The sequence below is a fragment of the Streptomyces sp. NBC_01515 genome (assembly GCF_045040345.1).
Lineage (GTDB): Bacteria > Actinomycetota > Actinomycetes > Streptomycetales > Streptomycetaceae > Streptomyces.
The window spans coordinates 9,029,035-9,048,955 of record NZ_CP109416.1 but is presented as its reverse complement, the minus strand read 5'-3'; the positions used below and the strand labels follow the sequence as shown (position 1 = coordinate 9,048,955).

General features: G+C 71.8%; 19 protein-coding genes and 1 pseudogene. 5 read left to right on the top strand and 15 right to left on the bottom strand.

Features of this window, described 5'->3' with window-relative positions:
* Positions 1 to 48: 48 nt before the first annotated feature.
* The 7 genes and pseudogenes from OG407_RS40465 to OG407_RS40435 all read right to left on the bottom strand — a co-directional run bounded on the left by OG407_RS40465 (position 49) and on the right by OG407_RS40435 (position 6,178).
* Positions 49 to 1,104: an MBL fold metallo-hydrolase gene (locus OG407_RS40465; RefSeq protein ID WP_405865104.1), complete on the bottom strand. Its 1,056-nt coding sequence runs from the start codon at positions 1,102 to 1,104 to the stop codon at positions 49 to 51.
* Positions 1,101 to 2,348, bottom strand: a complete 1,248-nt coding sequence (locus OG407_RS40460; RefSeq protein WP_405865102.1) for an aminotransferase class I/II-fold pyridoxal phosphate-dependent enzyme — start codon at positions 2,346 to 2,348, stop codon at positions 1,101 to 1,103. The genes OG407_RS40465 and OG407_RS40460 overlap by 4 nt, the downstream gene beginning before the upstream one ends.
* 53 nt (positions 2,349 to 2,401) lie before the next feature.
* Positions 2,402 to 2,989 carry a hypothetical protein gene (locus OG407_RS40455; protein ID WP_405865100.1) on the bottom strand — a complete coding sequence of 196 codons (588 nt, stop codon included), beginning with the start codon at positions 2,987 to 2,989 and terminating at the stop codon, positions 2,402 to 2,404.
* A gap of 275 nt (positions 2,990 to 3,264) precedes the next feature.
* Positions 3,265 to 3,381: pseudogene (locus OG407_RS40450) on the bottom strand (sigma factor); the annotation flags it as partial.
* An 85-nt stretch (positions 3,382 to 3,466) separates the two neighbouring features.
* Positions 3,467 to 3,688: a DUF6158 family protein gene (locus OG407_RS40445; protein WP_405865098.1), complete on the bottom strand. Its 222-nt coding sequence runs from the start codon at positions 3,686 to 3,688 to the stop codon at positions 3,467 to 3,469.
* Between the two features lie 110 nt (positions 3,689 to 3,798).
* The gene (locus OG407_RS40440) at positions 3,799 to 5,418 is read right to left on the bottom strand and encodes an ABC-F family ATP-binding cassette domain-containing protein (protein WP_405865096.1); all 1,620 of its coding nucleotides are present in this window, start codon (positions 5,416 to 5,418) and stop codon (positions 3,799 to 3,801) included.
* An 88-nt stretch (positions 5,419 to 5,506) separates the two neighbouring features.
* Entirely contained in the window at positions 5,507 to 6,178 is a 672-nt protein-coding gene (locus OG407_RS40435; protein ID WP_405865094.1) for a histidine phosphatase family protein, read from the bottom strand.
* A 131-nt stretch (positions 6,179 to 6,309) separates the two neighbouring features.
* On the opposite strand from OG407_RS40435, the gene OG407_RS40430 reads away from it, so the two are divergent.
* The 4 genes from OG407_RS40430 to OG407_RS40415 all read left to right on the top strand — a co-directional run bounded on the left by OG407_RS40430 (position 6,310) and on the right by OG407_RS40415 (position 9,462).
* Positions 6,310 to 7,827: a bifunctional phosphatase PAP2/diacylglycerol kinase family protein gene (locus OG407_RS40430; RefSeq protein WP_405865092.1), complete on the top strand. Its 1,518-nt coding sequence runs from the start codon at positions 6,310 to 6,312 to the stop codon at positions 7,825 to 7,827.
* 78 nt (positions 7,828 to 7,905) lie between these two features.
* A complete protein-coding gene (locus OG407_RS40425; RefSeq protein ID WP_405865090.1) occupies positions 7,906 to 8,727 on the top strand; it encodes a class I SAM-dependent methyltransferase in 822 nt (273 codons plus the stop codon).
* A gap of 43 nt (positions 8,728 to 8,770) precedes the next feature.
* Complete coding sequence (locus OG407_RS40420; protein ID WP_033279348.1) at positions 8,771 to 8,941, top strand: hypothetical protein; 171 nt, start codon at positions 8,771 to 8,773, stop codon at positions 8,939 to 8,941.
* A gap of 173 nt (positions 8,942 to 9,114) precedes the next feature.
* A complete protein-coding gene (locus tag OG407_RS40415) occupies positions 9,115 to 9,462 on the top strand; it encodes a VOC family protein (protein WP_405865088.1) in 348 nt (115 codons plus the stop codon).
* A 34-nt stretch (positions 9,463 to 9,496) separates the two neighbouring features.
* On the opposite strand, the gene OG407_RS40410 is transcribed toward OG407_RS40415, so the two are convergent.
* Positions 9,497 to 11,458, bottom strand: a complete 1,962-nt coding sequence (locus OG407_RS40410; RefSeq protein WP_405865086.1) for a DUF5107 domain-containing protein — start codon at positions 11,456 to 11,458, stop codon at positions 9,497 to 9,499.
* 154 nt (positions 11,459 to 11,612) lie between these two features.
* Between OG407_RS40410 and OG407_RS40405 the strand changes: the two genes are divergently transcribed.
* Complete coding sequence (locus tag OG407_RS40405) at positions 11,613 to 11,960, top strand: DUF6204 family protein (protein ID WP_405865084.1); 348 nt, start codon at positions 11,613 to 11,615, stop codon at positions 11,958 to 11,960.
* On the opposite strand, the gene OG407_RS40400 is transcribed toward OG407_RS40405, so the two are convergent.
* From OG407_RS40400 to OG407_RS40370, 7 genes are all read right to left on the bottom strand, one after another.
* Positions 11,932 to 12,483, bottom strand: coding sequence for a GNAT family N-acetyltransferase (locus OG407_RS40400; protein ID WP_403597833.1), 552 nt, complete (start codon positions 12,481 to 12,483; stop codon positions 11,932 to 11,934). The two genes, OG407_RS40405 and OG407_RS40400, sit on opposite strands and share 29 nt — an antisense overlap.
* A gap of 19 nt (positions 12,484 to 12,502) precedes the next feature.
* On the bottom strand, positions 12,503 to 12,745 hold the full coding sequence (locus OG407_RS40395; RefSeq protein WP_405865082.1) for a LapA family protein: 243 nt from the start codon (positions 12,743 to 12,745) through the stop codon (positions 12,503 to 12,505).
* A 43-nt stretch (positions 12,746 to 12,788) separates the two neighbouring features.
* Positions 12,789 to 14,582, bottom strand: a complete 1,794-nt coding sequence (locus OG407_RS40390; RefSeq protein ID WP_405865080.1) for a CocE/NonD family hydrolase — start codon at positions 14,580 to 14,582, stop codon at positions 12,789 to 12,791.
* Positions 14,583 to 14,742: 160 nt separating this feature from the next.
* Positions 14,743 to 15,675 (bottom strand): LD-carboxypeptidase, encoded by a 933-nt coding sequence (locus OG407_RS40385; protein ID WP_405865078.1) that lies wholly within the window; start codon positions 15,673 to 15,675, stop codon positions 14,743 to 14,745.
* On the bottom strand, positions 15,672 to 17,624 hold the full coding sequence (locus OG407_RS40380) for a S9 family peptidase (protein ID WP_405868857.1): 1,953 nt from the start codon (positions 17,622 to 17,624) through the stop codon (positions 15,672 to 15,674). The genes OG407_RS40385 and OG407_RS40380 overlap by 4 nt, the downstream gene beginning before the upstream one ends.
* Before the next feature lie 15 nt (positions 17,625 to 17,639).
* Entirely contained in the window at positions 17,640 to 18,950 is a 1,311-nt protein-coding gene (locus OG407_RS40375; RefSeq protein ID WP_405865076.1) for a M20/M25/M40 family metallo-hydrolase, read from the bottom strand.
* Positions 18,943 to 19,776 carry a M55 family metallopeptidase gene (locus OG407_RS40370; RefSeq protein WP_405865074.1) on the bottom strand — a complete coding sequence of 278 codons (834 nt, stop codon included), beginning with the start codon at positions 19,774 to 19,776 and terminating at the stop codon, positions 18,943 to 18,945. The genes OG407_RS40375 and OG407_RS40370 overlap by 8 nt, the downstream gene beginning before the upstream one ends.
* Positions 19,777 to 19,921 lie beyond the last annotated feature (145 nt).

Below are 19,921 nucleotides of genomic sequence, written 5' to 3'. Positions count from 1 at the left end.
GGCGGAGCCGCAAATCGACACAGCCCCGCGCCCCTAAAAGAAGGGCATTTAGTCCAGCACCCTTGAGGCTCCCACCGGTAGATCCCACAGGTTCTCGCGCGCCAACTCGGCCTTCTCCCAGGCCGCCCGGACCCGCGTCAGGGGTTCCAGGACCGGCTCTGCCGACAGGACGAACGTGCCCCAATGCATCGGAGCCATCCGTCGCGCCCCCAAATCCTGTGCGGCCTGGACCGCCTCCTCGGGGTCGCAGTGGACGTCGCTCAGCCACCAGCGGGGGTCGTAGGCGCCGATGGGGAGGAGGGCCAGGTCGATTCCCGGGTAGCGGTGGCCGATTCGGGAGAACCAGTGGCCGTAGCCCGTGTCGCCGGCGAAGTAGACGCGTTGGCCGTCCGGTGCTGTCATCACCCAGCCTCCCCACAGGGAGTGGCAGGTGTCGGTGAGGGTGCGCTTGGACCAGTGGTGGGAGGGGACGAAGTCGAGGCGGACGCCGTCGAGTTGGGCCGCTTCCCACCAGTCGAGCTCGGTGACGTGGGTGAATCTGCGGCGGCGGAACCAGCTGCCGAGGCCGGCGGGGGCGAACACCGGGGTGTGGCGCGGGAGTCGGCGCAGGGTGGGGGCGTCGAGGTGGTCGTAGTGGTTGTGGCTGATGACGACGGCGTCGATGGGCGGGAGTGTCTCCCAGGCCACGCCCACGGGGGTGATCCGGGCCGGGGTGCCGAGGATGCGGCGGGACCAGACCGGGTCGGTGAGGATGGTCAGCCCGCCGATCTGTACCACCCAACTGGCGTGCCCCGCCCAGGTGACGGCGACGGTCAGGGCGTCCACCTGGGGCAACGGCTCGGGGGCGAACGGGAGTTGGGGGATGTCCGCCAGGCCCTCCGGGCGGGGGCGCACGGAACCCTCGCGGGCGAAGCGGGCGAACGCCTTGAGGCCGGGGAGCGGGGCGGTGAGCCGGTCGTGGAAGGCGCGGGGCCACACGCGCCGCTCGCCGAGGGGGCGGGGTTCGGCGAGCGGCGGGGACGAGGGGGTGAACGGGGACCTCGGGGCGGCCGCTTCGCGCATGGCCGTACCGCTGTCGGTGGTCGACTCGGACTGCTGCGTCATCGAGGAGGCTCCCATCGCTGAGCGTCGTCGCGGAGATCGTCGAAGATCGACCTCAAGGACATCAACGCGCGTTGCACGTGTGGCAGTTCCAACGGCAAGGGTGACGTGAGACATTCCGCGCGTTCCGCGTCGGTTCGGCCCAGCAGTGGCCCGGTGGACAGCCGTACCCGCAGCGCGCCCAGGTCGTCGCCGAACCGGTGGCCGCCCGGCGCGGGCATGCCGAGCCGGGCGGTGAGGAACTCCTCCAGGTCCTGCGCGTCGCCCACTCCCTGCGGGGTGAGCGCGTGGCGCAACGGCCCGAGGTCGACGTACAGATGGCGTCCCGCCTGCGGCGGCCGGGAGAACGCGCCCGCCCCGGTGACGGCGGCGTGCGCGGCGGCGGCCACGCGCGCGTGCAGGCGTACGGCGGTGTCGCGGCGGGCGAGGACGGGCGGGGGTTCGCCGAGGGCGTGGCCGGCCGCGGCGGCGACCGGGGCGGCGACGCGGGCGCCGAGTGCGGTGAGGACGTCGAGCACGCGCGCGCGTAGCGCCTGCCCGGCACGGCCTTCGGGGAAGCGGGCGACGGCGGCGGGCCAGCCGGACGGGAGGAGCGCGCCGGCCAGGTCGGTGACGACGGTGACCTTGTCGGGCAGCATCTCGGCGGGGCTGAGCAGCATGGTGCCTCGGGGTGCGTGCAGGGTGTCGCGCCAGGTCTCGTCGCTGACCAGGTGCAGCCCCTCGGCCGCGGCGGCCTCGACGGTCTCGTGCATGACCTCGGGCGGCGCGACGGTGGCGGTGGGGTCGTCGGCCACCGAGAGGACGAGCAGCCGCGGGTCCCCGCCCTCGTCCCGGACCCTGCGCACGGTCTCCAGCAGGGCGTACGGATCGGGCACCCCGCCGCACTCGGCCGGGGTGCCCACATGGAACACGGATCGGCCCAACAGGCGTGCGTACGGCGCCCACCAGGCGGCGCAGGGTCGGGGGACGAGTACGTCACCGCCGAGCGCGGCGGTCAGCGCGACCAGCAGTGCGGGGGCACCCGGGGCGGCGGCCACGCGGGCGGGGTCGGCGGGCAGGCCCCGGCGTTCGAAGTACCCGCTCGCGGCGTCGAGCAGTACGGGGGCGCCGCCGACGGGCTGTTCCTCGGTCCGGGACGCGGCGGCGGCGAGGACGGCGGCCAGTTCCGGCAGCACGGGCAAGCCGTCATCAGGAAACACCGGCCCGTACCGCACGGGCCCCTGCCCTACCGCGTCCGCCTGCCGCATGGTGCCTCCGCGCAGTCCCTCGTGCAGTGCCGTGCCGTGTCCCGCTCGCGCGCTCAGTGCCCCGGCGTCCGCCGGCGCAGCCGGTACACGGCCCCGCCGAGGGCGCCCGCGATCAGCACACCACCGGCGACCAGAGCCGGAACGGAGTCGGTGAAGGTACCGCCCTCCCCGGCCTGGACCCCACGCTGGATCGCGGCGGGCACATCACCACAGGCATCCCCGCGAGGCTCCTGACACGGCGGCGGCCCGCCCCCGCGCTCGATGCTGAAGGTCGCGCTCCACGGCCTGCCCTGTCCGCCGGGCGGCGCGGGGCAGGTCCCGTCGACGGTCCACGCGGAGTCCTGCCCGCCCCCTTCGCCGTCGGAGATCCGCGCGGTCCCCCGATAGGCGGCTCCGGCGGCCCGGTCGTCGTTGCCGGGCACCCGTTGCAACTGGACGGTCCCGTCGTCGAACCCCTGGGACGTGGCGTCGATGGTCTCGGCCACGGTCCCCCCGATCGCCTCGCAGGTGACGGAAACGGTGACGTTCCCACCGGCCCGCACGGTGCTCGGACTGACCTCGGCACCCGGATCAGCGGCCAGAGCGGGCCCGGCGGCGCCGACAATGGCGACGACGGACAGAGCGAGGGCGGTGCGACGCATGAGCGGGTCTCCTTAGACCGAGGACGACGGCAACACCATCGAAGCCCGGTCCATTCGGAGACGCGCGCGGCCAGACCCCATTGGGGTTAAAGAGAGAGCCCGAGCGAGTGAACACAGCCCAGCCGGAGCTTTCAGGGGCGCGGGGAACTGCGCGACCAGCCCCCGTCGGCCCGCAGCTAGGCAACTTCCTGCGGAACCTGCTCCCGAATCCGCTGGGGCAACGCGGCAAGCCGAGGCTTCACGGCCTCCCGGTCAACGGCGACGCCGGTCTGGGCAAGCTCCTGCCCGTACCGGTCGACGGCCTTCACCAGCCCGAGGGCAGCGACCTGGCGTAAGTCCTCCGCGCTCTCACCCCGGTTGCGGAACCGCCCCGCGAGCCGGTCGGCCATGGGCGTGGTGCGTCACAACTCCCTTGAGCATGCTCCGGGTTGGACGGTCACCGCCGGTGGGAACGCGTTCGCCGCAAACACATCCCGCTCACTCCCGCTCGCGTGCCCCCTGCCGGGTACGGCCGGGGGCCACGAGGCGACGCGGGTGGCGGCGCAGATACTCGCCCTCCAGTCCGGCCATACGGTCGTTGTGAGCGCGGAGCGCGTCGTTCGAGCCGTACAGCAGGGTGTCGTGGCGCGTGCGGTGGATGGTCTCCAGCTCCTTCATGAGCTGAGCATCTTCCAGGCGCGCAGGGTCGACTCCGGTCATGGTGTGCCCCGCTCGTCGAGTCTCACGGTCCTTGAGGCCACTCTACGAACATTCCGGCATTCCGGCCCCGCAACCCCCGCACCAAAGCAAGCCGTCACACCCCGCACGACCTACCGCGCCCGCTCCACCCGCCGCTCGTCCCACACCGGCTCGGTCGTCTCCCGGACCTTGCCGTCGCTGCCGAAGACCAGATACCGGTCGAAGGACCTGGCGAACCACCGGTCGTGCGTGACGGAGAGCACCGTCCCGTCGAACGCCTCAAGCCCCTCCTGGAGGGCTTCCGCGGACTCCAGGTCGAGGTTGTCGGTCGGCTCGTCGAGGAGAAGAGCGGTCACACCCTGAAGTTCCAGCAGCAGGATCTGGAACCGCGCCTGCTGCCCCCCGGAGAGCCGGTCGAAGCTCTGCTCGGCCTGGCCGGTCAGCTCGTAGCGGCGCAGTCGGGACATCGCGGGGCCCTGGGCCTGCGCGTGCTCCTTCCACAGGATGTCGAGGAGGGTGCGGCCCTGGAGTTCGGGGTGGGCGTGGGTCTGGGCGAAGTGCCCGGGCACGACACGTGCCCCGAGCTTCCACTCCCCCGTGTGCTTCACCTCCTCGCCGGCGAGGAGCCGCAGGAAGTGCGACTTGCCCGAGCCGTTGGAGCCGAGGACGGCGACGCGTTCGCCGTAGAAGACCTCAAGGTCGAAGGGCTTCATCAGCCCTGTCAGTTCAAGTCCCTTGCAGGTGACGGCCCTTACGCCCGTGCGGCCGCCCTTGATGCGCATGCTGATGTCCTGCTCGCGCGGGGGCTCGGGGGGCGGGCCCGCCTCCTCGAACTTGCGCAGGCGGGTCTGGGCGGCGGCGTAGCGGGACGCCAACTCGTGGCTGATGGAGGCCGCCTGACGGAGGTTCAGGACGAGCTTCTTCAGCTGGGCGTGCTTCTCGTCCCAGCGGCGGCGCAACTCCTCGAAGCGGGCGAAGCGTTCACGCCGGGCCTCGTGGTAGGTGGCGAAGCCGGCGCCGTGCACCCAGGCGTCGGCGCCGGTGGGCGAGGGCTCCACGGAGACGATCTTCTCGGCGGCGCGGGCGAGGAGTTCGCGGTCGTGGGAGACGAACAGGACCGTCTTGCGGGTCTCCTTGAGCCGCTCCTCAAGCCACCGCTTTCCGGGCACGTCAAGGTAGTTGTCCGGCTCGTCGAGCAGCAGCACCTCTTCGCTGCCGCGCAGCAGCGCCTCCAGCACGAGCCGCTTCTGCTCACCCCCGGAGAGCGTGCCGACCTGCCGGAACTGCGCCTTGTCGTACGGCACTCCGAGCGCGGCCATGGTGCACATGTCCCACAGGGTCTCGAACTCGTAGCCGTGCACCTCGGCCCAGTCCGACAGCGCCTGCGCGTAGGCGAGTTGGGCCGCCTCGTCGTCGACGGTCATGATGCCGTGCTCGGCCCTGTCGACCTCGGCGGCGACCTCCCGGATGCGCGGCGGGGCGACCGACACGAGCAGGTCCCGTACGGTCGTCTCGTCGCGTACGGAGCCCACGAACTGGCGCATCACGCCCAGGCCGCCGCTCACGGTGACGGTGCCGCCGTGCGGTTTCAGCTCGCCGGAGATCAGCCGCAGCAGGGTCGTCTTGCCGGCGCCGTTGGGCCCGACCAGGGCGACCACGGCGCCTTCGCCGACCCGGAAGGACACATCGCCGAGCAGCGGCCTCCCGTCGGGGAGGTAGTACTCAAGGTGTGCGGCTTCCAGATGTCCCATGACCACGCATTCTGTGGGGCGGCCTCACGGCCGGGCAAACCCTTATTGTGCCCCTCAGGGCCTCGCCATGACCTGGCCCGGAGCCTCGCTAGGGCTTCTGGTCCTCGTCGAGCGGCTGTCCGGCCGGGCCGCCGTCGGTGTCCGGTGCGGCCGTCCCGACCAGGGCGCCTTCCCAGGACAGGGCCTTCCAGCCGTCGGCCGGGGAGCCGTCCAGGACGACGATGCCGGTGTTGTCGAGGGGGCGGGCGGCGGCGAAGCCCACGTCGATGTTGTCGGCGCGGGCGGACGTCCACATCCGGATCGCGGCGCCGTGGCTGATCATGGCGACGGTGCGGGCGCCGCTGTCGGCGGCCTCCGCGATCACGCCGTCGTAGCGGGCGAGGGCCTCGGTGCCGCTCTCGCCGCCCGGCATCCGCAGCTCCGTGTCACCGGCGGCCCACGCGAACACGATCCGCATGTACTCGTGGCCGGGCTCGGTGTCGCCGGGCAGCATCTCCAGGTCACCGGCGGTCAGCTCCCGGATGCCGTCCCGGACGCGTACGTCGAGGCCGCGGGCGGCGGCCAGCGGGGCCGCGGTGTGCTGGGTGCGGATCAGGGTGGAGGCGTACAGGGCCTCGATGTCCTCGTCGGCGAGGGCCTCGGGGAGGGCGGCGGCTTGGCGGCGGCCCAGGTCGGTCAGGTCCGCGCCGGGTATGGCCGTGTCGAGGCGGAAGTCCACGTTGGCCGTGGTCTGGCCGTGGCGGATGAGGATCAGGCGCATACGGGGGTCCTCCGATGAACGGTCCGCCGACGGTCGGAACGAAGCGGTCCGCCGACGGTGGAGGGCGGTGGAATCGGTCCTCCGACGGTCCGCCGGGCAGCAAACGGCCATTTCAGGGTACCCGGCACCGCATGAGCCCCGACGTCGACCTCACGGTTCCCCTCCCCGGCCGCCACGCCCTGCGCGCATGGCTGCTCTCGCTCGACTCGCGCCTCTTCGAGGTGGCCGCCGAACGGAACTGGCCCGCCGGCGAGCCCGTGCTGCCGCGGCTGAGCCGGAGTGCCAATCACGGCGTGCTGTGGTTCGCCACGGCCGCCGCGGTGGCCGCCAGCCGTACTCCGCGTGCCCGCCGGGCCGCCGCCCGGGGCATCGCCTCCCTGTCCCTGGCCTCCCTCGCGATCAACACGATCGGCAAGCGGAGCGTGCGCCGCCCCCGGCCCGTCCTGGACCCGGTCCCGCCGGGCCGGCAGCTGAAGCGGCAGCCGATCACCACCTCGTTCCCGTCCGGTCACGCCGCGTCGGCGGCGGCCTTCGCGACCGGCGTGGCCCTGGAGTCCCCGGCCTGGGGCGCGGTCGTGGCGCCGATCGCGTTCTCGGTCGTCATGTCCCGCGTGTACACCGGTGTCCACTTCCCGAGCGATGTCGTGGCGGGCGCCGCCCTGGGCGCGTGCGCGGCGTTCGCGGTGCGCGGCATGGTGCCGACCCGCGGGCGGATCGTGCCGCCGGCCCGCGTCCGCGCCGAGGTGCCGGTGCTGCCGGACGGCGAGGGCCTGGTCATGGTGGTCAACTCGGCCTCGGGCAGCGCGGACCGGGCGGACGCGCTGACGGACTTCCTGCCCGGCGCGGAGGTCGTCGCCTGCCAACCGGCCGAGATACACGCCGAGTTGGAGAAGGCGGCGACCCGCGCCCGGGTCCTCGGAGTGTGCGGCGGCGACGGCACGGTCAACGCGGCGGCCCGGGTCGCCCTGCGCCACGGCCTGCCCCTCGCGGTCCTCCCGGGCGGCACCCTCAACCACTTCGCCTACGACCTCGGCGTGGAGGGCCCGCGCGATCTGAGCAAGGCGATCAAGCAGGGCGACGCCGTCCGCGTGGACGTGGGCCGGTTCACGTCCGGCGCCACCCGGGGCATCTTCCTCAACACCCTGAGCCTGGGCGTCTATCCGGAGCTGGTGCGGGAGCGGGAGCGCTGGGCGCCCCGGATCGGCGGCTGGCCCGCGGGCGTGCTCGCGGCGCTGTGGGTGCTGCGCGCGGAACGGCATCCGCTGGAGGCCGAAGTCGGCGGCCGTACCCGCCCGCTGTGGATGCTGTTCGCCGGCAACGGCACCTATCACCGCAAGGGGGTCGCTTCCGGCCGCCGCGTCGACCTGGCGGACGGGCGTCTCGACATCCGGATCGTGCACGGCGGCCGCAGGCCCGCGCTACGCCTGCTCGCGGCGGCGCTCGCGGGCCCGTTCACCCGCTCCCCCGCCCACGCGGCGTCCCAGGTGCACCGTCTGCGCCTGAGCGGCCTGGCCCCCGGCACGCTGCTCGCGTACGACGGTGAAGTCACGGATGTGAAGGGCGAGTTGACGCTGGAGGAGCAGCCCGAGGCGCTGACGGTGTACCGCCCGCTGACGGAGCCCCTGATCACCCGTCAGTCCACATCGTAAAACGCTGGTCTCATCATCCGACATGCGCGCGTACCGTTCCTCCTACGCCGAAGAAGACGCGAAGGGGTAGGTAGAGCCATGCCGAAGCCGCAGGAGACCGCCGTCTACACGCACGGGCACCACGAGTCCGTGCTGCGTTCGCACACCCAGCGGACCGCCGCCAACTCCGCGGCCTACCTGCTCGGTTCGCTCAAGCCGCACATGAAGATCCTGGACATCGGCTGCGGTCCCGGCACCATCACCGCGGACCTGGCGGCGCTGGTCCCGGACGGCCATGTCACCGGTGTCGACCGCGAGCCGGGCATCCTGGACCAGGCGAGGGCGACCGCCGCCCAACGCGGCCTGACCAACGTCGACTTCGCGGTCGGCGACGTGCACGCGCTGGACTACCCGGACGACACGTTCTGCGTGGTCCACGCCCATCAGGTGCTCCAGCACGTGGGCGACCCGGTGCAGGCGCTGCGGGAGATGATCCGGGTGACCAAGCCGGGCGGCTTCATCGCGGCCCGCGACGGGGACTACGCGGTGATGACCTGGTACCCCCTGGTACCGGGCCTGGACGACTGGCTGGATCTGTACCGGAGGGTGGCCCGCGCCAACGGCGGCGAACCGGATGCCGGACGCCGTCTCAAGTCGTGGGCACTGCGGGCGGGGCTGACGGACGTCACGGCCACCTCCAGCACCTGGACGTTCCACACTCCGGACGAGCGGGCCTGGTGGAGCGGCCTGTGGGCGGACCGTACCGTCGCGTCCTCGTACGCGGGGGTCGCCACCGAGGGCGGCCACGCGACCACCGAGGAGCTGCGGGCCGTAGCGGAGGCGTGGCGGGAGTGGGGGGAGCAGGAGGACGGCTGGTTCGCCGTGCTGCACGGGGAGATCCTCGGCCGCAAGGACGTCTGATCCGCGCGATCGGGGGCACTCGGCCGTCAGGAGGTAACACACTATGGTTCCGATCCTGATCGTCCTACTGCTGGCGCTGGTCCTGTTCGGTGCCGGATTCGCCGTGAAGATCCTCTGGTGGGTGGCGCTGATCGTGCTCGCCGTATGGCTGCTCGGCTTCCTGGTGCGCGGCACCTCGGCGGGCGGCGGCCGGGGACGCTGGTACCGCTGGTAGCAGGCCTCTCCGCAGAACCACACAGACGTCGAGCCCGCGTCACGCCGAGGAATCGGGGTGACGCGGGCTCCTGGCGCTCAGCGCACGATCGCCGTCTCCGCCAGCAGCCGGCCGTCGAGAAAGGCGTCCAGGACCGTCCCCCTGAGCAGGCCGCCCCAACTAGGCTCGTCCGTATGGAGATTCTGGGAGCCACGCTGCGTATCTGCGTCGACGACCTGGAGACCGCCGTCCCCTTCTACGAACGGCTCGCGGGTGGCACCGCGCTCCGCTTCGAGCGGGGTGGGGTGTCGGTGGCCGCGGTCGGCTGTTTCCTGCTGATGAGCGGGCCTCCGGCGGAGCTGGAGGTGTTGCGCAAGATCGCCGCCACCATCGCCGTCAAGGACGTCGACGAGACCCACGCGATCCTGACCGGGCTGGGCGCCCACATCGTCGCGGGCCCCATCGCGTCACCGGCGGGCCGCAACCTCATCGCGATGCATCCGGACGGGACGGTCTACGAGTACGTGGACCGGCGGGCCTGATCCGCGCCCGCCGGTCCACGTTCCGTCCGTCGTCTCAGGGCGTGTCCGGCCGCATCCTGAAGTCGTAGCGCGTCGGCAGTGGTTCGTCGGTGAGCCGGGACCAGAGCCGGCCGATCGACTCGGCGCCCTCGCGCAGATCGGCGACCTCGAACCCGTCGCCGAAGACGGCCCACGCGTCGTCGCGCCGCCCTTCCGCGAGCAGCAACTCGGCCTGCAGCAGCAGGAATCGGCCGCGTTCCCGGGTCACGGGGTGCAGCATCTCCCACACCGCACGGGCGTCGGCCGTCCGCCGCACCCGCAGCAGCGCCTCGACGGCCTCCCGCCCGAGCGCGGCCGTCGCGGCGGTCCACCGCTCCCCCGCGTCCCGCCGCTCATGACACAGGTCGGCGAAGGCCTCGTTGTACCGGTCCGCGGCCCGCTCGTGGTTCCCCGCCTCCTGATCCGCTACGGCCAGGCAGCGCAGCAACGGCCAGAGGGACGGGGCGAGTTCGAGGGCCCGCTCCCAACTCCGCACCGCCTGCGCCCGATCGCCGGCGTGCCACTGCGCGACGCCGAGGTGGTACTCGGTGAGCGGAGTCGCGGGCGCGGTCTCCAGCATGTCCCGCCAGTGCGAGGCGACCAGCGTCTCGCCGGGCGGCCGGACCCGGCGCGGCTCGGGCAGGACCCCGCTCCGCAGCAGTTCCGCCCAGGGTGCTTGTGCCTCGCCGAGCGTGGACTCCTCGAAGGGCGTGCCGGGCAACTTCCAGTCCGTGCGCAGGACTTCGAGCGCCCCCCAGCCGGAGCCGGTCGCGAGGATCTCCCCGGGTTCGGTGTCGGCGTGCGGCTTCCACGCGGCGTAGGCCGCGTCCAAGTCGGCGCGGGGCAGGGCGGTTTCGAGCCGCGCCTCGGCACCGTCCACGACGGCTGACCACTCCCCCGCCGCCTCGGCGTCGAGGGGCCCGTACGCCTCCAGCCAGGACACCTCGCTCTCCGGGTCGAGCCGTACATGCTCCAACTGCGTGCGGGCCAGGCCCGCTTGGATCTCGCAGTAGCCACCGGTACCCGGCTCGGTGAGCCACTCCTGCCAGCGCCGGCCGCCACTGCCCGTGCCCCACACGAACAGCTTGCGCCCCCGCAGTACATCGGTCGACGTCTGCACCAGCCCGTGCCCGTCCGCGTCGAGCGCGGCGATCCAGCGGCGCCGCCCGTCGGGCATCTCGTAGAAGTAGTCGGCCGCGTAAGGGCTGTTGAGGGGGTAGGACCGGTCCACTCCGTCGTACGACGGGACGGGCACCCGGCGCAGCCGCCGCTCGTACCCGAAGTGCCAGGCTTCCAACGCCGGTGCGAGGACCCGGCGTTCCTCCGGTACGGCGATGTTGGACCACCAGTAGGTGGGCGCGGGCCGCTCGTGCGGGTTCCGGATGCGGACGCCGACGTAGAGGAAGTCGGAGCCGTCCGGGAGCCAGAGGTCCACCTGGAAGGGGAGGTCGCGGAGGCGTTCCCACTCCCAGAGGCGGAGCATCTCGCCGCCGTCGGGGGCGGGGACGCGAGCCGCGTGCAGGGGTGCGCAGGAGAGGGTGGTGTGGCCGGTGGCGCCGATGTTCCACTCGATGCCACCGGAGAACCAGGCGCCGTTGAGGGCGAAGTTCGCGGGCTGCAGCACCGGGTTGCGGTACAGGAGTTCACGGCCGGTGGGCTTGTGGACGAGGGAGGCGATGCGGCCTCCGAGGGCGGGGAGCACGGTGGCGCGGAGCCGGTCGTTCTCGATCACGAGGGCGTCGATGCGGCGGGGTGTGCGGTCTCTGTCGTAGCCGTCCCGGACGCGGGTCGGCAGCAGGCTGCGGAGGGGTTCGTAGCCGACCTGGCGGGCCATGTCGCGCGGGAGGTCCTCGCGGTCCCGGTCGTCTGTGCCGTGTGCCTCGTCGAGCGGACGCAGTGGGGGCAGCGGGTTGTCAGGACCCAACTCCGCGGCGGGCAGCGTCAGTACCTCACGTCGGATCGTCGTCACGATCACCATGGAACCCGGCAACGGGTGCGGTGGCCAGGGGCGCTACCGGTCAGGATTCCGCAAAGGCGGGAGCACCGGGCGCCACGAAATTCCGCGTGCGCCGCGCCCTGGGCGACGTACAGTCGGGCCGTTCGACGACATGGACCGAGGGATGGAACGGCTGATGGGCGAGCAGCACACGTACCGGGTGATCGTCCGGGGTACCTGGGACGCGCTGACGGACGAGGCGCGGGAGCGGCTGCTGGGCGAGGCGGCGGAGCACGGGATGCTGAGCATGCGGTTCACCGAGGAGGGCTCGCTCAGTTACGAACCGGCGCCGCTCAAGCACTTCTCGTGGCGGTATGTGGTGGTGTCGGACGCGGCCGACGGCGACGAGATGGCGGCGGCGCTCGCGGAGGACCGCGCCGAGACCGCGCTGAGGGGCCTCGGCTACGGCTTCCGTGACCTGAAGTCGACGGTCACGGACCTCGACACCATGAAGGTCAACCGGAAGTCCGCATCTCGGCGGTGATCGCCCAGCGCTCGTGGTCCCGCCACGCGCCGTCGATGTAGATCATGTCCGGCGAGAAGCCTTCGAGCCGGAACCCGCAGCCGCGGGCGAGGGCGATCGAGGGCAGGTTGGTGGGCTGCACGTTGATCTCGAGCCGGTGCAGCCGCATCGGCCCGAAGGCGTGGCCCACCACGAGGTTCATCCCCTCGCGCATCAGCCCGCGCCCGGCCGCGTGCGCGAAGGCGCCGTAGCCGAGCGCTCCGCACTGGAAGCCGCCCTCGACGATGTTGTTGATGTTGATGAACCCGGCGATGCCCCCGCCGTCCACCTCGCACACGAGGAACCCGGCCTTGGTCGGATCCTGGATCAGCCGCCGCGCGTAGGCGGTGTACGCGTCCCCGCTGGCCGGCGGGAACAGCCAGGGCTGGTGCAGGTCCTTGCTCTCCCTGGCCCGCGCGGTGAACTCGGCAGCGTCGTCGTAACCGAAGTGGCGGATGCCCACGCGGGGGCTCTCGGCGAGGTAACGGGATGCGGTGTGCGGCATCCCGTCACCCTAATCCGGGCTAGCGGCGCCGTCGCATGAAATACCACCCGCACAGGGCGCCGATGATCGCCGTGCCCAGCAGCGCCATCCACAGAGGCATGGTGACCTCGGGGACGAGCAGGCGGATCTTCGTGGCGCGGGTGTTCTCGAAGATGAAGATCAGGGCCAGGACGGCGAGCAGCAGAACCGTGATCCGGGCGGGCGTCAGCACGCGTTCCCGCTGGCCGGTCCTACCGCCGCTCTCGGTGGTCTTCGGGCTCATGTCTCCAGGGTGAGCCCGAATCGGCCATCACGCACGGTGAGACTCAGTCCGCGACGACCGGCAGTTCCAGCACCCCGGTGTCCTGCGGCGAGCTGACCACGGTCACCGGCTTGATCCCCCGGTTCCCGGTGTACGCGTCGTCGCTCGCCGCGATCACGAACCGCAGCCGGTGCCCCTTCGCGTACCGGTGCACGATCCCCGGCAGGGTCACCGTGAAGCTCTTCGTGACATCCGGCACGCGGACAGGAGCGACCAACCTGTGGACAAGCGTCGTGGTGCCGTCGGGAGCGAGGTCGTAGAGCTTGGCGAAGAGGACGAGGTTGTCGGCGGCGTCGCCGGAGTTCTGGACGCGCCGCGCCTTCGGGGAGACGACCTTGAGCGTGGCCTTCGGGGCGCCCACGACGTCCGTCGCGCGGGACAGTGGTTCGCTGGTCCACCCCAGATACGTGCCCGCCGTGTCGTACGGCGCCGGGTCCGGCAGACCGATCGTCCCGCTCAGCGAACTCTCCGAATGGCTCGTGGGCACAGGCCAGTTGGTGTACTCACGGCTGCCGCGCGCCAGCTTCGCCCGGTTGTCGACCAGCTTGCCGTCGCCGGAGAGGTAGAACTTCTCGTCGAGCGCGGGGAGTTGGTTCGCGGTGGCGTAGGTGTCGGCCGGGTCCGTGATCCAGTCGCGGTAGTAGGCGAAGGCGGGTCCCGTGTCCGTGTTCTTATGCTGGAGCAGATAGCGGTCGAACCAGGCGAGAATCCGCTTCCCGACGTAACTCGACTCCAAGTCGCCCTGGCTCAGGTCGAGTTCACCAGCGGCCGGGTCGGTCATCCCGGCGCTGTGACCCCACGACTGCCAGATCATCCTGGCGGTCGCGCCCTGCGCCTTCAGCGTCTTGTACGTCGCCGTCGCCTCGTTGAGGTTGAAGAGGGTGTCGGCCTGGCCCTGGACGAGGAGCGTCGGCGCTTTCACCCGGTTCAGGTACGACACCGGGGAGACGCTGCGCAGGTACGCGAGCAGGTCGGCCGTCGCCCTGGCCGGGTAGCTCCCTGAGTTCAGGGTGCGGAACATGGCGCAGGCCGGGGTGACGAAGTGCAGGCAGGTGAGGGAGTTGATCCGGGTCGGGTCGAGGCTCGGCAGGGTCAGGGGCTGGGTCTCGCCGGTGAGGTAGAAGCTGTTGGTCCACTGCCACTTGAAGGCGCCTGGAACGGTCCAATTACCTTTGCCGACCGCATTGTTGGGGTCGAGGGCGTAGGCCAGGTCGTGCCAGGTGATCAGCGGGACGAGCGCGTCGACCCGGTGGTCCACGGCCGCCGTCGCCAGCTGGATCGCGCCCCCGTACGATCCGCCGATCATCCCGACACGCGGGTCGCCCTTCGCATCGAGGGTCACGAAGTCGGCCCTGGTCCCGTCGTCGGCGGCCCGGGTGCCGGCCAGGAAGTCGATCAGCCCCGAGGCGGCCGCCCCGTCGATGCGCGGATCGTCGAGCGAGATGAGACACCCCGACTTTCCGAAGCCCAGCCCGGAGTAGACGAGCCCGACATAGCCGCGTCGCGCGAAGACCTTGCCGATGGCGTCCGTCGAACCGTCCGACTTGCTGCCCCCGAAGCCGTTGGTGGCCAGCACGGCGGGCGCCGGGTTGGAACGGTCCACGCCCGCGGGCCGGTACAGATCGGCGTCGACCGTGCAGGCACGGCCGCCCGCGGACACGGTGAACTTCAGCGCGGTGACGGTGTATTGGGCGGCAGCCGCGGCGGGGCGGCCCAGGACGAGCGGGGCGGTGAGGGTGAGCGGGGCGGTGAGAGTGAGAGCCAGCGCGGCGCGGATTCCGGGCACACGACGGGACACAGGGACCTCCACACTGAGGGCAACCCGACTGAGGCAATAGCGACTTACCGACCGGTAAGTACCGGTTCACGCCCATGGTGTGACACGCGTCAGGCCAGGTCAATCACCGCAAAGGGTGTTTCTTGACAGCGATTCAACAAGCGATCGGACAAGACCGCGGCTAGCGCAGCGCGGGCTCGTCCAGCGTCAACGTGCCCGCGTCCGCGTCCAGTTCGGCCGCCACGCCGAGCGGTATCGTCAGCGCCCCGTCGCCGTGCCCGAAGCCGAACTCCTCGACGACGGGTACGCCGAGTCCGCCGAGCCGGTCGGCGAGTACCGGGCGGAGTTTCTCGTAGGGTCCGCAGTCGGCCCACGAGCCGAGGGCGATCCCGGCGACGCCGTCGAGCCAGCCGCCGCGCAGGAGTTGGGTCAGCATCCGGTCGATGCGGTAGGCCAGTTCGCCGACGTCCTCGATCATCAGCAGCCCGCCGCGCGCACCGGCGGGCGCGTGCGGGGTGCCGAGGTCGGAGGCGAGCAGGCTCAGGCAGCCACCGAGGGTGACGCCCCGGGCCCGTCCCGGCACCAGTGCCCCGCCCCCGGTCGGGGCGGCGTGGATGGTCCGTACGGACTCCGGGTCGAAGAGGGTCGCCCTCAAGTGCTCCTGCGTGCGGGCGTTCTTGATGAAGTCGGCGCCGGCCGCGGCGGGCCCGTACAGGGTGACGAGGCCCAGCCGGGCGGCGAACGCCTGGTGCAGCACGGTGGGGTCGCTGAAGCCGACGAACACCTTCGGCCCGGCGGCCCGCATCGCCTCCCAGTCGAGGAGGTCCACGATGCGCTGCACGCCGTAGCCGCCGCGGGCGCACAGCACGGCGGCCACGGACGGGTCGCACCAGGCGTTCCGCAAGTCGGCCGCGCGGTCGGCGTCCGCACCCGCCAGATAGCCCAACCGGCCGTGCCGGTCCCGGACATGGGGTGCCACGACCGGGTCGAGGTCCCAGCCGCGCAGGATGTCGAGACCGGCCTCCAGCCGTTCCTCGGACACCGGCCCGCTGGGTGCGACGACGGCCACGCGGGCTCCGGGGGCGAGTCGGAACGGCCGTACGAGCGGGGTCACTTGGTGAGCTCCAGGGTCGGGACGCCGGGCGGGTCGATGCCGAAGACCTGGGCGTACAGGGAGAGTTCGGCCTCCAGGGCGCGGACCATGGTGTCGGCGCGGCGGAATCCGTGGCCCTCGCCCTCGAACGCGAGGTAGGCGTGCGGTACTTGGCGTCCGCGCATCCGTTCCAGGAAGCGTTCGCACTGGACGGGCGGACAGATCACGTCGGCGAGGCCCTGCATCAGCAGGAAGGGCGCGGTGACCCGGTCGGCGTGCTCGACGGGTGAGCGTTCGGCGTAGCGGGCGGGTACGCCGGCGAGGGGGCCGACCAGGGTCTCCAGGTAGCGGGACTCGAAGTCGTGGGTCTCCCCCGTGGCCCAGTTGGCCAGGTCGAGGACGGGATAGATGATGGTGCCGCAGGCGTAGACGTCCATCGTGACGAGGGACGCGGCGCTGGTCCAGCCGCCGGCGCTGCCGCCCCGGACGGCGAGCCGGGCGCGGTCGGCGGTGCCCTCGTCGGCGAGGGCCAGCGCGACGGCGGCGCAGTCCTCGACGTCGACGACCCCCCACTGTTCGCGCAGTCGGTTGCGGTACTCCCGGCCGTGCCCGGTCGAGCCGCCGTAGTTGACCTCGGCGACGCCGATGCCGCGTGAGGTGAAGTAGGCGATCTCCAGGTCGAGGACGAGCGGTGCCCGGCTGGTGGGTCCGCCGTGCGCCCAGATGACGTACGGCGGCAGTTCGTCGCCACGTGCGGCCCAACTCGGGCTGTGCGGTGGGTAGATGTGGGCGTGGATGTCGCGTCCGGCGGGTCCGGTGAAGATGCGGATCTGCGGTTCGGGGTAGTGGGCGGGGTCCACGGGGTCGTCGTGGGCGGCGCCGATGACCCGGGCTCTGCCGGTGCGGGTGTCGAGTTCGACGACCTCGTAGGCGCTGCGCGGGCTGGCCCCGACGCCGACGATCCGCTCGCCATTCACCGCGAGGGTGGCGGCGAACTCGGTCCAGGGTCCGGCCGCGTCGACGACCTCGCCGGTCTCCGGGTCCAGGAGGCCGAGCGAGGTGGCGCCCCGGCCGTGCACGACGGCGATCGGGCCGCTCTCCAGGGGCGCGAACCAGCGCTGGCCGAGCTTCCACAGCGGCCCGCCGAACTCCTCCTCGCGTGCGCACAGCGGCTGGTGGTCGCGGTAGAGGTTCCACCAGCCGGTCCGGTCGCTCGCGTAGAGCAGCGAGCCGTCGAAGCCCCAGTCGACCTGCGCGATCGACTCCTCGGGTCCGCCGGCGACGGTCCGGGGCTCCCCGAACGTGCCGTCGTCCGCGACCTCGGCGAGCAGCAGCTCCGTGCCGTCCCACGGCATCCGGGGATGGTCCCAGGCGAGCCAGGCCGCCTTCCGTCCGTCGGGCGAGACGCGCGGCCCGGACACGAACCGGTGCCGGTCGTCGTTGAGTTCGCGTACGGCATGCCGGTCCTCAGCAGCGGACCGGTCCAACGGTACGGCGGCCAGGACGCGCCGCACATCACCGGGGCCCTCGCCGGTGAACTCCTCAAGAACGCACCACACTTCACCCAGGTCCGGACGCAGCTGCGGTTCCGCCCAGCGGAGTCCGCCGCCCACGGGAGAGACCGGCGTCAGGGGCTCCGGTTCACTCCCCGGCTTGTAGCGGTAGAGCCGCTGGTCGGCGAAGTTCACGAAGACCACGAGGGGTTGGCCGTCCTGGACCGTTCCAGCCCAGGGCAGGCCGCCGTACTCGATGACCCTGCTGCGGACGTTCCACGGGGCGGGCAGCACCGACTCCTCGGAGCCGTCCGCGCGGCGGCGGACCAGGGTGCGGCGGCCGCCCTCGGTGGGCCGGGGTTCGGTCCACCAGGCCTCATCGCCGACGAAACCGACGTACTCGGGGTGTCCGTCGTGCGCGGCGGCGAGTGCCGCGTCGATGGGCGAGGGCCATGAGCCGTACGCCGAAGTCCGCATGTTCTCCCCCACTTGCTAGGCCGTCCTCAGGAAGCGGCCCAGGACCCGGACGCCGAAGTGCAGTGCCTCGACCGGGACGCGTTCGTCGACTCCGTGGAACAGGGCCTGGTAGTCGAAGCCCTCGGGGAGCTTCAGCGGTGCGAAGCCGTAGCCGGTGATGCCGAGGCGCGAGAACTGTTTGGCGTCCGTGCCGCCCGACATGCAGTACGGCACCACATGGCCTTCGGGCGCGAACTCCTCGACGGCGGACCGCATCCGAGCGTAGGTCAGGGAGTCGACCGGTGCCTGGAGGGCCACTTCGCGGTGGTGGAACTCCCAGTCGACGTCGGGTCCGGTGAGCCGGTCAAGGGTGGTGCGGAACTCGTCCTCGCCGCCCGGGAGATAGCGTCCGTCGACGTGGGCCACGGCCTCGCCGGGGATCACGTTGACCTTGTAACCGGCGTTCAGCATGGTCGGGTTGGCGCTGTTGCGGACCGTGGGCTCGACGAGTTTCGCCGCCGGGCCGAGCTTGGCGAGGAGTCCGTCGACGTCGTCGAGGTCGGCCTCGATGCCGTACAGGGCGGCGAGTTCGGTGAGGGACGCGCGGACGGTCGGGGTGAGCCGCAGCGGCCACTCGTGCTCGCCGATGCGGGTGATCGCGGCGGCGAGGCGCGTGACGGCGTTCTCGTGGTTGACCTTGGAGCCGTGGCCGGCGCGGCCGTGCGCGGTCAACTTCAGCCAGCCGGTGCCGCGTTCACCGGCGGCGATGGGGTAGATCTCCCGGCCGGTGCCGTCGTGGAAGGTGAACGCGCCTGACTCGCTGATGCCTTCGGTGCAGCCCTCGAAGAGCCCGGCGTGCCGGTCGGCGAGGAAGCCGGAGCCGTCCTCGGCGCTCGCCTCCTCGTCCGCGGTGAACGCGATCACGAGGTCGCGCCGGGGCCGCACGCCCAGCCGGGCCCAGGCGCGGACGACGGCGAGGATCATCGCGTCCATGTTCTTCATGTCGACCGCGCCGCGCCCCCAGACGACGCCGTCGCGGATCTCGCCGGAGAAGGGGTGCACGCTCCACTCGTCGGCCTGCGCGGGCACGACGTCCAGGTGACCGTGGACGAGCAGGGCGTCCGCCGAGGGGTCGGTGCCCTCGATGCGGGCGACGACGTTGGTGCGGCCCTTGGAGCGTTCCAAGAGGGTGGGTTCGAGCCCCGCACCGGCCAGTTGCCCGGCCGCGTACTCGGCCGCGGGTCTCTCCTGGCAGTCGCCGCCGCCCCGGTTGGTCGTGTCGATGCGGATCAGGTCCGAGGTGAACGTCACGACCTCGTCCAGGGCCCGCTCGTCGATGTCAGCCATACTGCTCCTCCACCGCGGCCGAGACGATCGTGGTGACCGCCTTGAAGGTCCGGATGCCCTCGTACATGGTGTCGTGGGTGTACGCCACCTTCCGCTCCCCGACCGGTGCGACTCCGGGCACGACGGTGGCGGCCATGGCGAGGTGTTCGGCGTCGAATTCGAGGGCGACGGTGAACGGGCCGCCCCGTACCGGTTCCTGACGGACCGCCAGTTTCGCCGCCTCCTTCGCCGCCCCACGGATGTCGGCGGCCGTCCTGGCCGGGGTCCGGCACACGGCCGCGTACCGCGACACGTGGTCCTTGACGGCGACCTTCAGTGCCTCGGGCGCGTACCCGAGGGCGTCCTCGCAGGCCACGTCGTCACCCGTGACCAGGACCACCGGTACCCCGTACTCGGCGACGACATGCGCGTTGAGGAGTCCCTCGCTCGCGCGTACGTCGTTCAGCCACACGCCGGTGATCGAGTTCGCGAGGTAGGTGTGGGCGAGGACGCCCTCCATGCCGGCGCCGGCGTGGTAGCCGACGAACGCGATGCCGTCGACGTCGCCGTGCTGCACGCCCTCCACCATGGAGAGGGACTTGTGGCGCCCGGTGAGCATCTCGGTGCGCTCGTCGAGCTGTTCGAGCAGCAGGTTGCGCATCGTCCAGTGGGCCTCGTTGACGAGCACCTCGTCGGCGCCGCCGTCGTAGAAGCCGAGGACGGCCGCGTTCACGTCCGAGGTGAACATCGAGCGGCACCGCTCCCACTGCGGTGTCCCCGGCAACACGTCGGCCGGCCAGGTGACGCCGGTCGCACCCTCCATGTCGGCGCTGATGAGGATCTTCATGGGGCCTCACGTTACGCGTCGACGAGGAATCCGCCAGGAAGAAGCGGCGCGGAATTCAACGACATTGGATCGCGCAAGAATTTGCGCGACTTGCGTTCACTTTCGTTCAGTAGACGCAAGCGCACGCAAGCCAACTCCCGTGTAA

Bases quoted from the DNA above. Each gene is read 5' to 3' on its own strand.
- OG407_RS40400 (WP_403597833.1), bottom strand. From the start codon at position 12,483: ATGCCGCACACCGCATCCCGTTACCTCGCCGAGAGCCCCCGCGTGGGC.
- OG407_RS40455 (WP_405865100.1), bottom strand. From the start codon at position 2,989: ATGCGTCGCACCGCCCTCGCTCTGTCCGTCGTCGCCATTGTCGGCGCC.
- OG407_RS40380 (WP_405868857.1), bottom strand. From the start codon at position 17,624: ATGCGGACTTCGGCGTACGGCTCATGGCCCTCGCCCATCGACGCGGCA.
- OG407_RS40425 (WP_405865090.1), top strand. From the start codon at position 7,906: ATGCCGAAGCCGCAGGAGACCGCCGTCTACACGCACGGGCACCACGAG.
- OG407_RS40375 (WP_405865076.1), bottom strand. From the start codon at position 18,950: ATGGCTGACATCGACGAGCGGGCCCTGGACGAGGTCGTGACGTTCACC.
- OG407_RS40415 (WP_405865088.1), top strand. From the start codon at position 9,115: ATGGAGATTCTGGGAGCCACGCTGCGTATCTGCGTCGACGACCTGGAG.
- OG407_RS40440 (WP_405865096.1), bottom strand. From the start codon at position 5,418: ATGGGACATCTGGAAGCCGCACACCTTGAGTACTACCTCCCCGACGGG.
- OG407_RS40445 (WP_405865098.1), bottom strand. From the start codon at position 3,688: ATGACCGGAGTCGACCCTGCGCGCCTGGAAGATGCTCAGCTCATGAAG.
- OG407_RS40370 (WP_405865074.1), bottom strand. From the start codon at position 19,776: ATGAAGATCCTCATCAGCGCCGACATGGAGGGTGCGACCGGCGTCACC.
- OG407_RS40430 (WP_405865092.1), top strand. From the start codon at position 6,310: ATGAGCCCCGACGTCGACCTCACGGTTCCCCTCCCCGGCCGCCACGCC.
- OG407_RS40405 (WP_405865084.1), top strand. From the start codon at position 11,613: ATGGGCGAGCAGCACACGTACCGGGTGATCGTCCGGGGTACCTGGGAC.
- OG407_RS40395 (WP_405865082.1), bottom strand. From the start codon at position 12,745: ATGAGCCCGAAGACCACCGAGAGCGGCGGTAGGACCGGCCAGCGGGAA.
- OG407_RS40460 (WP_405865102.1), bottom strand. From the start codon at position 2,348: ATGCGGCAGGCGGACGCGGTAGGGCAGGGGCCCGTGCGGTACGGGCCG.
- OG407_RS40420 (WP_033279348.1), top strand. From the start codon at position 8,771: ATGGTTCCGATCCTGATCGTCCTACTGCTGGCGCTGGTCCTGTTCGGT.
- OG407_RS40410 (WP_405865086.1), bottom strand. From the start codon at position 11,458: ATGGTGATCGTGACGACGATCCGACGTGAGGTACTGACGCTGCCCGCC.
- OG407_RS40465 (WP_405865104.1), bottom strand. From the start codon at position 1,104: ATGACGCAGCAGTCCGAGTCGACCACCGACAGCGGTACGGCCATGCGC.
- OG407_RS40435 (WP_405865094.1), bottom strand. From the start codon at position 6,178: ATGCGCCTGATCCTCATCCGCCACGGCCAGACCACGGCCAACGTGGAC.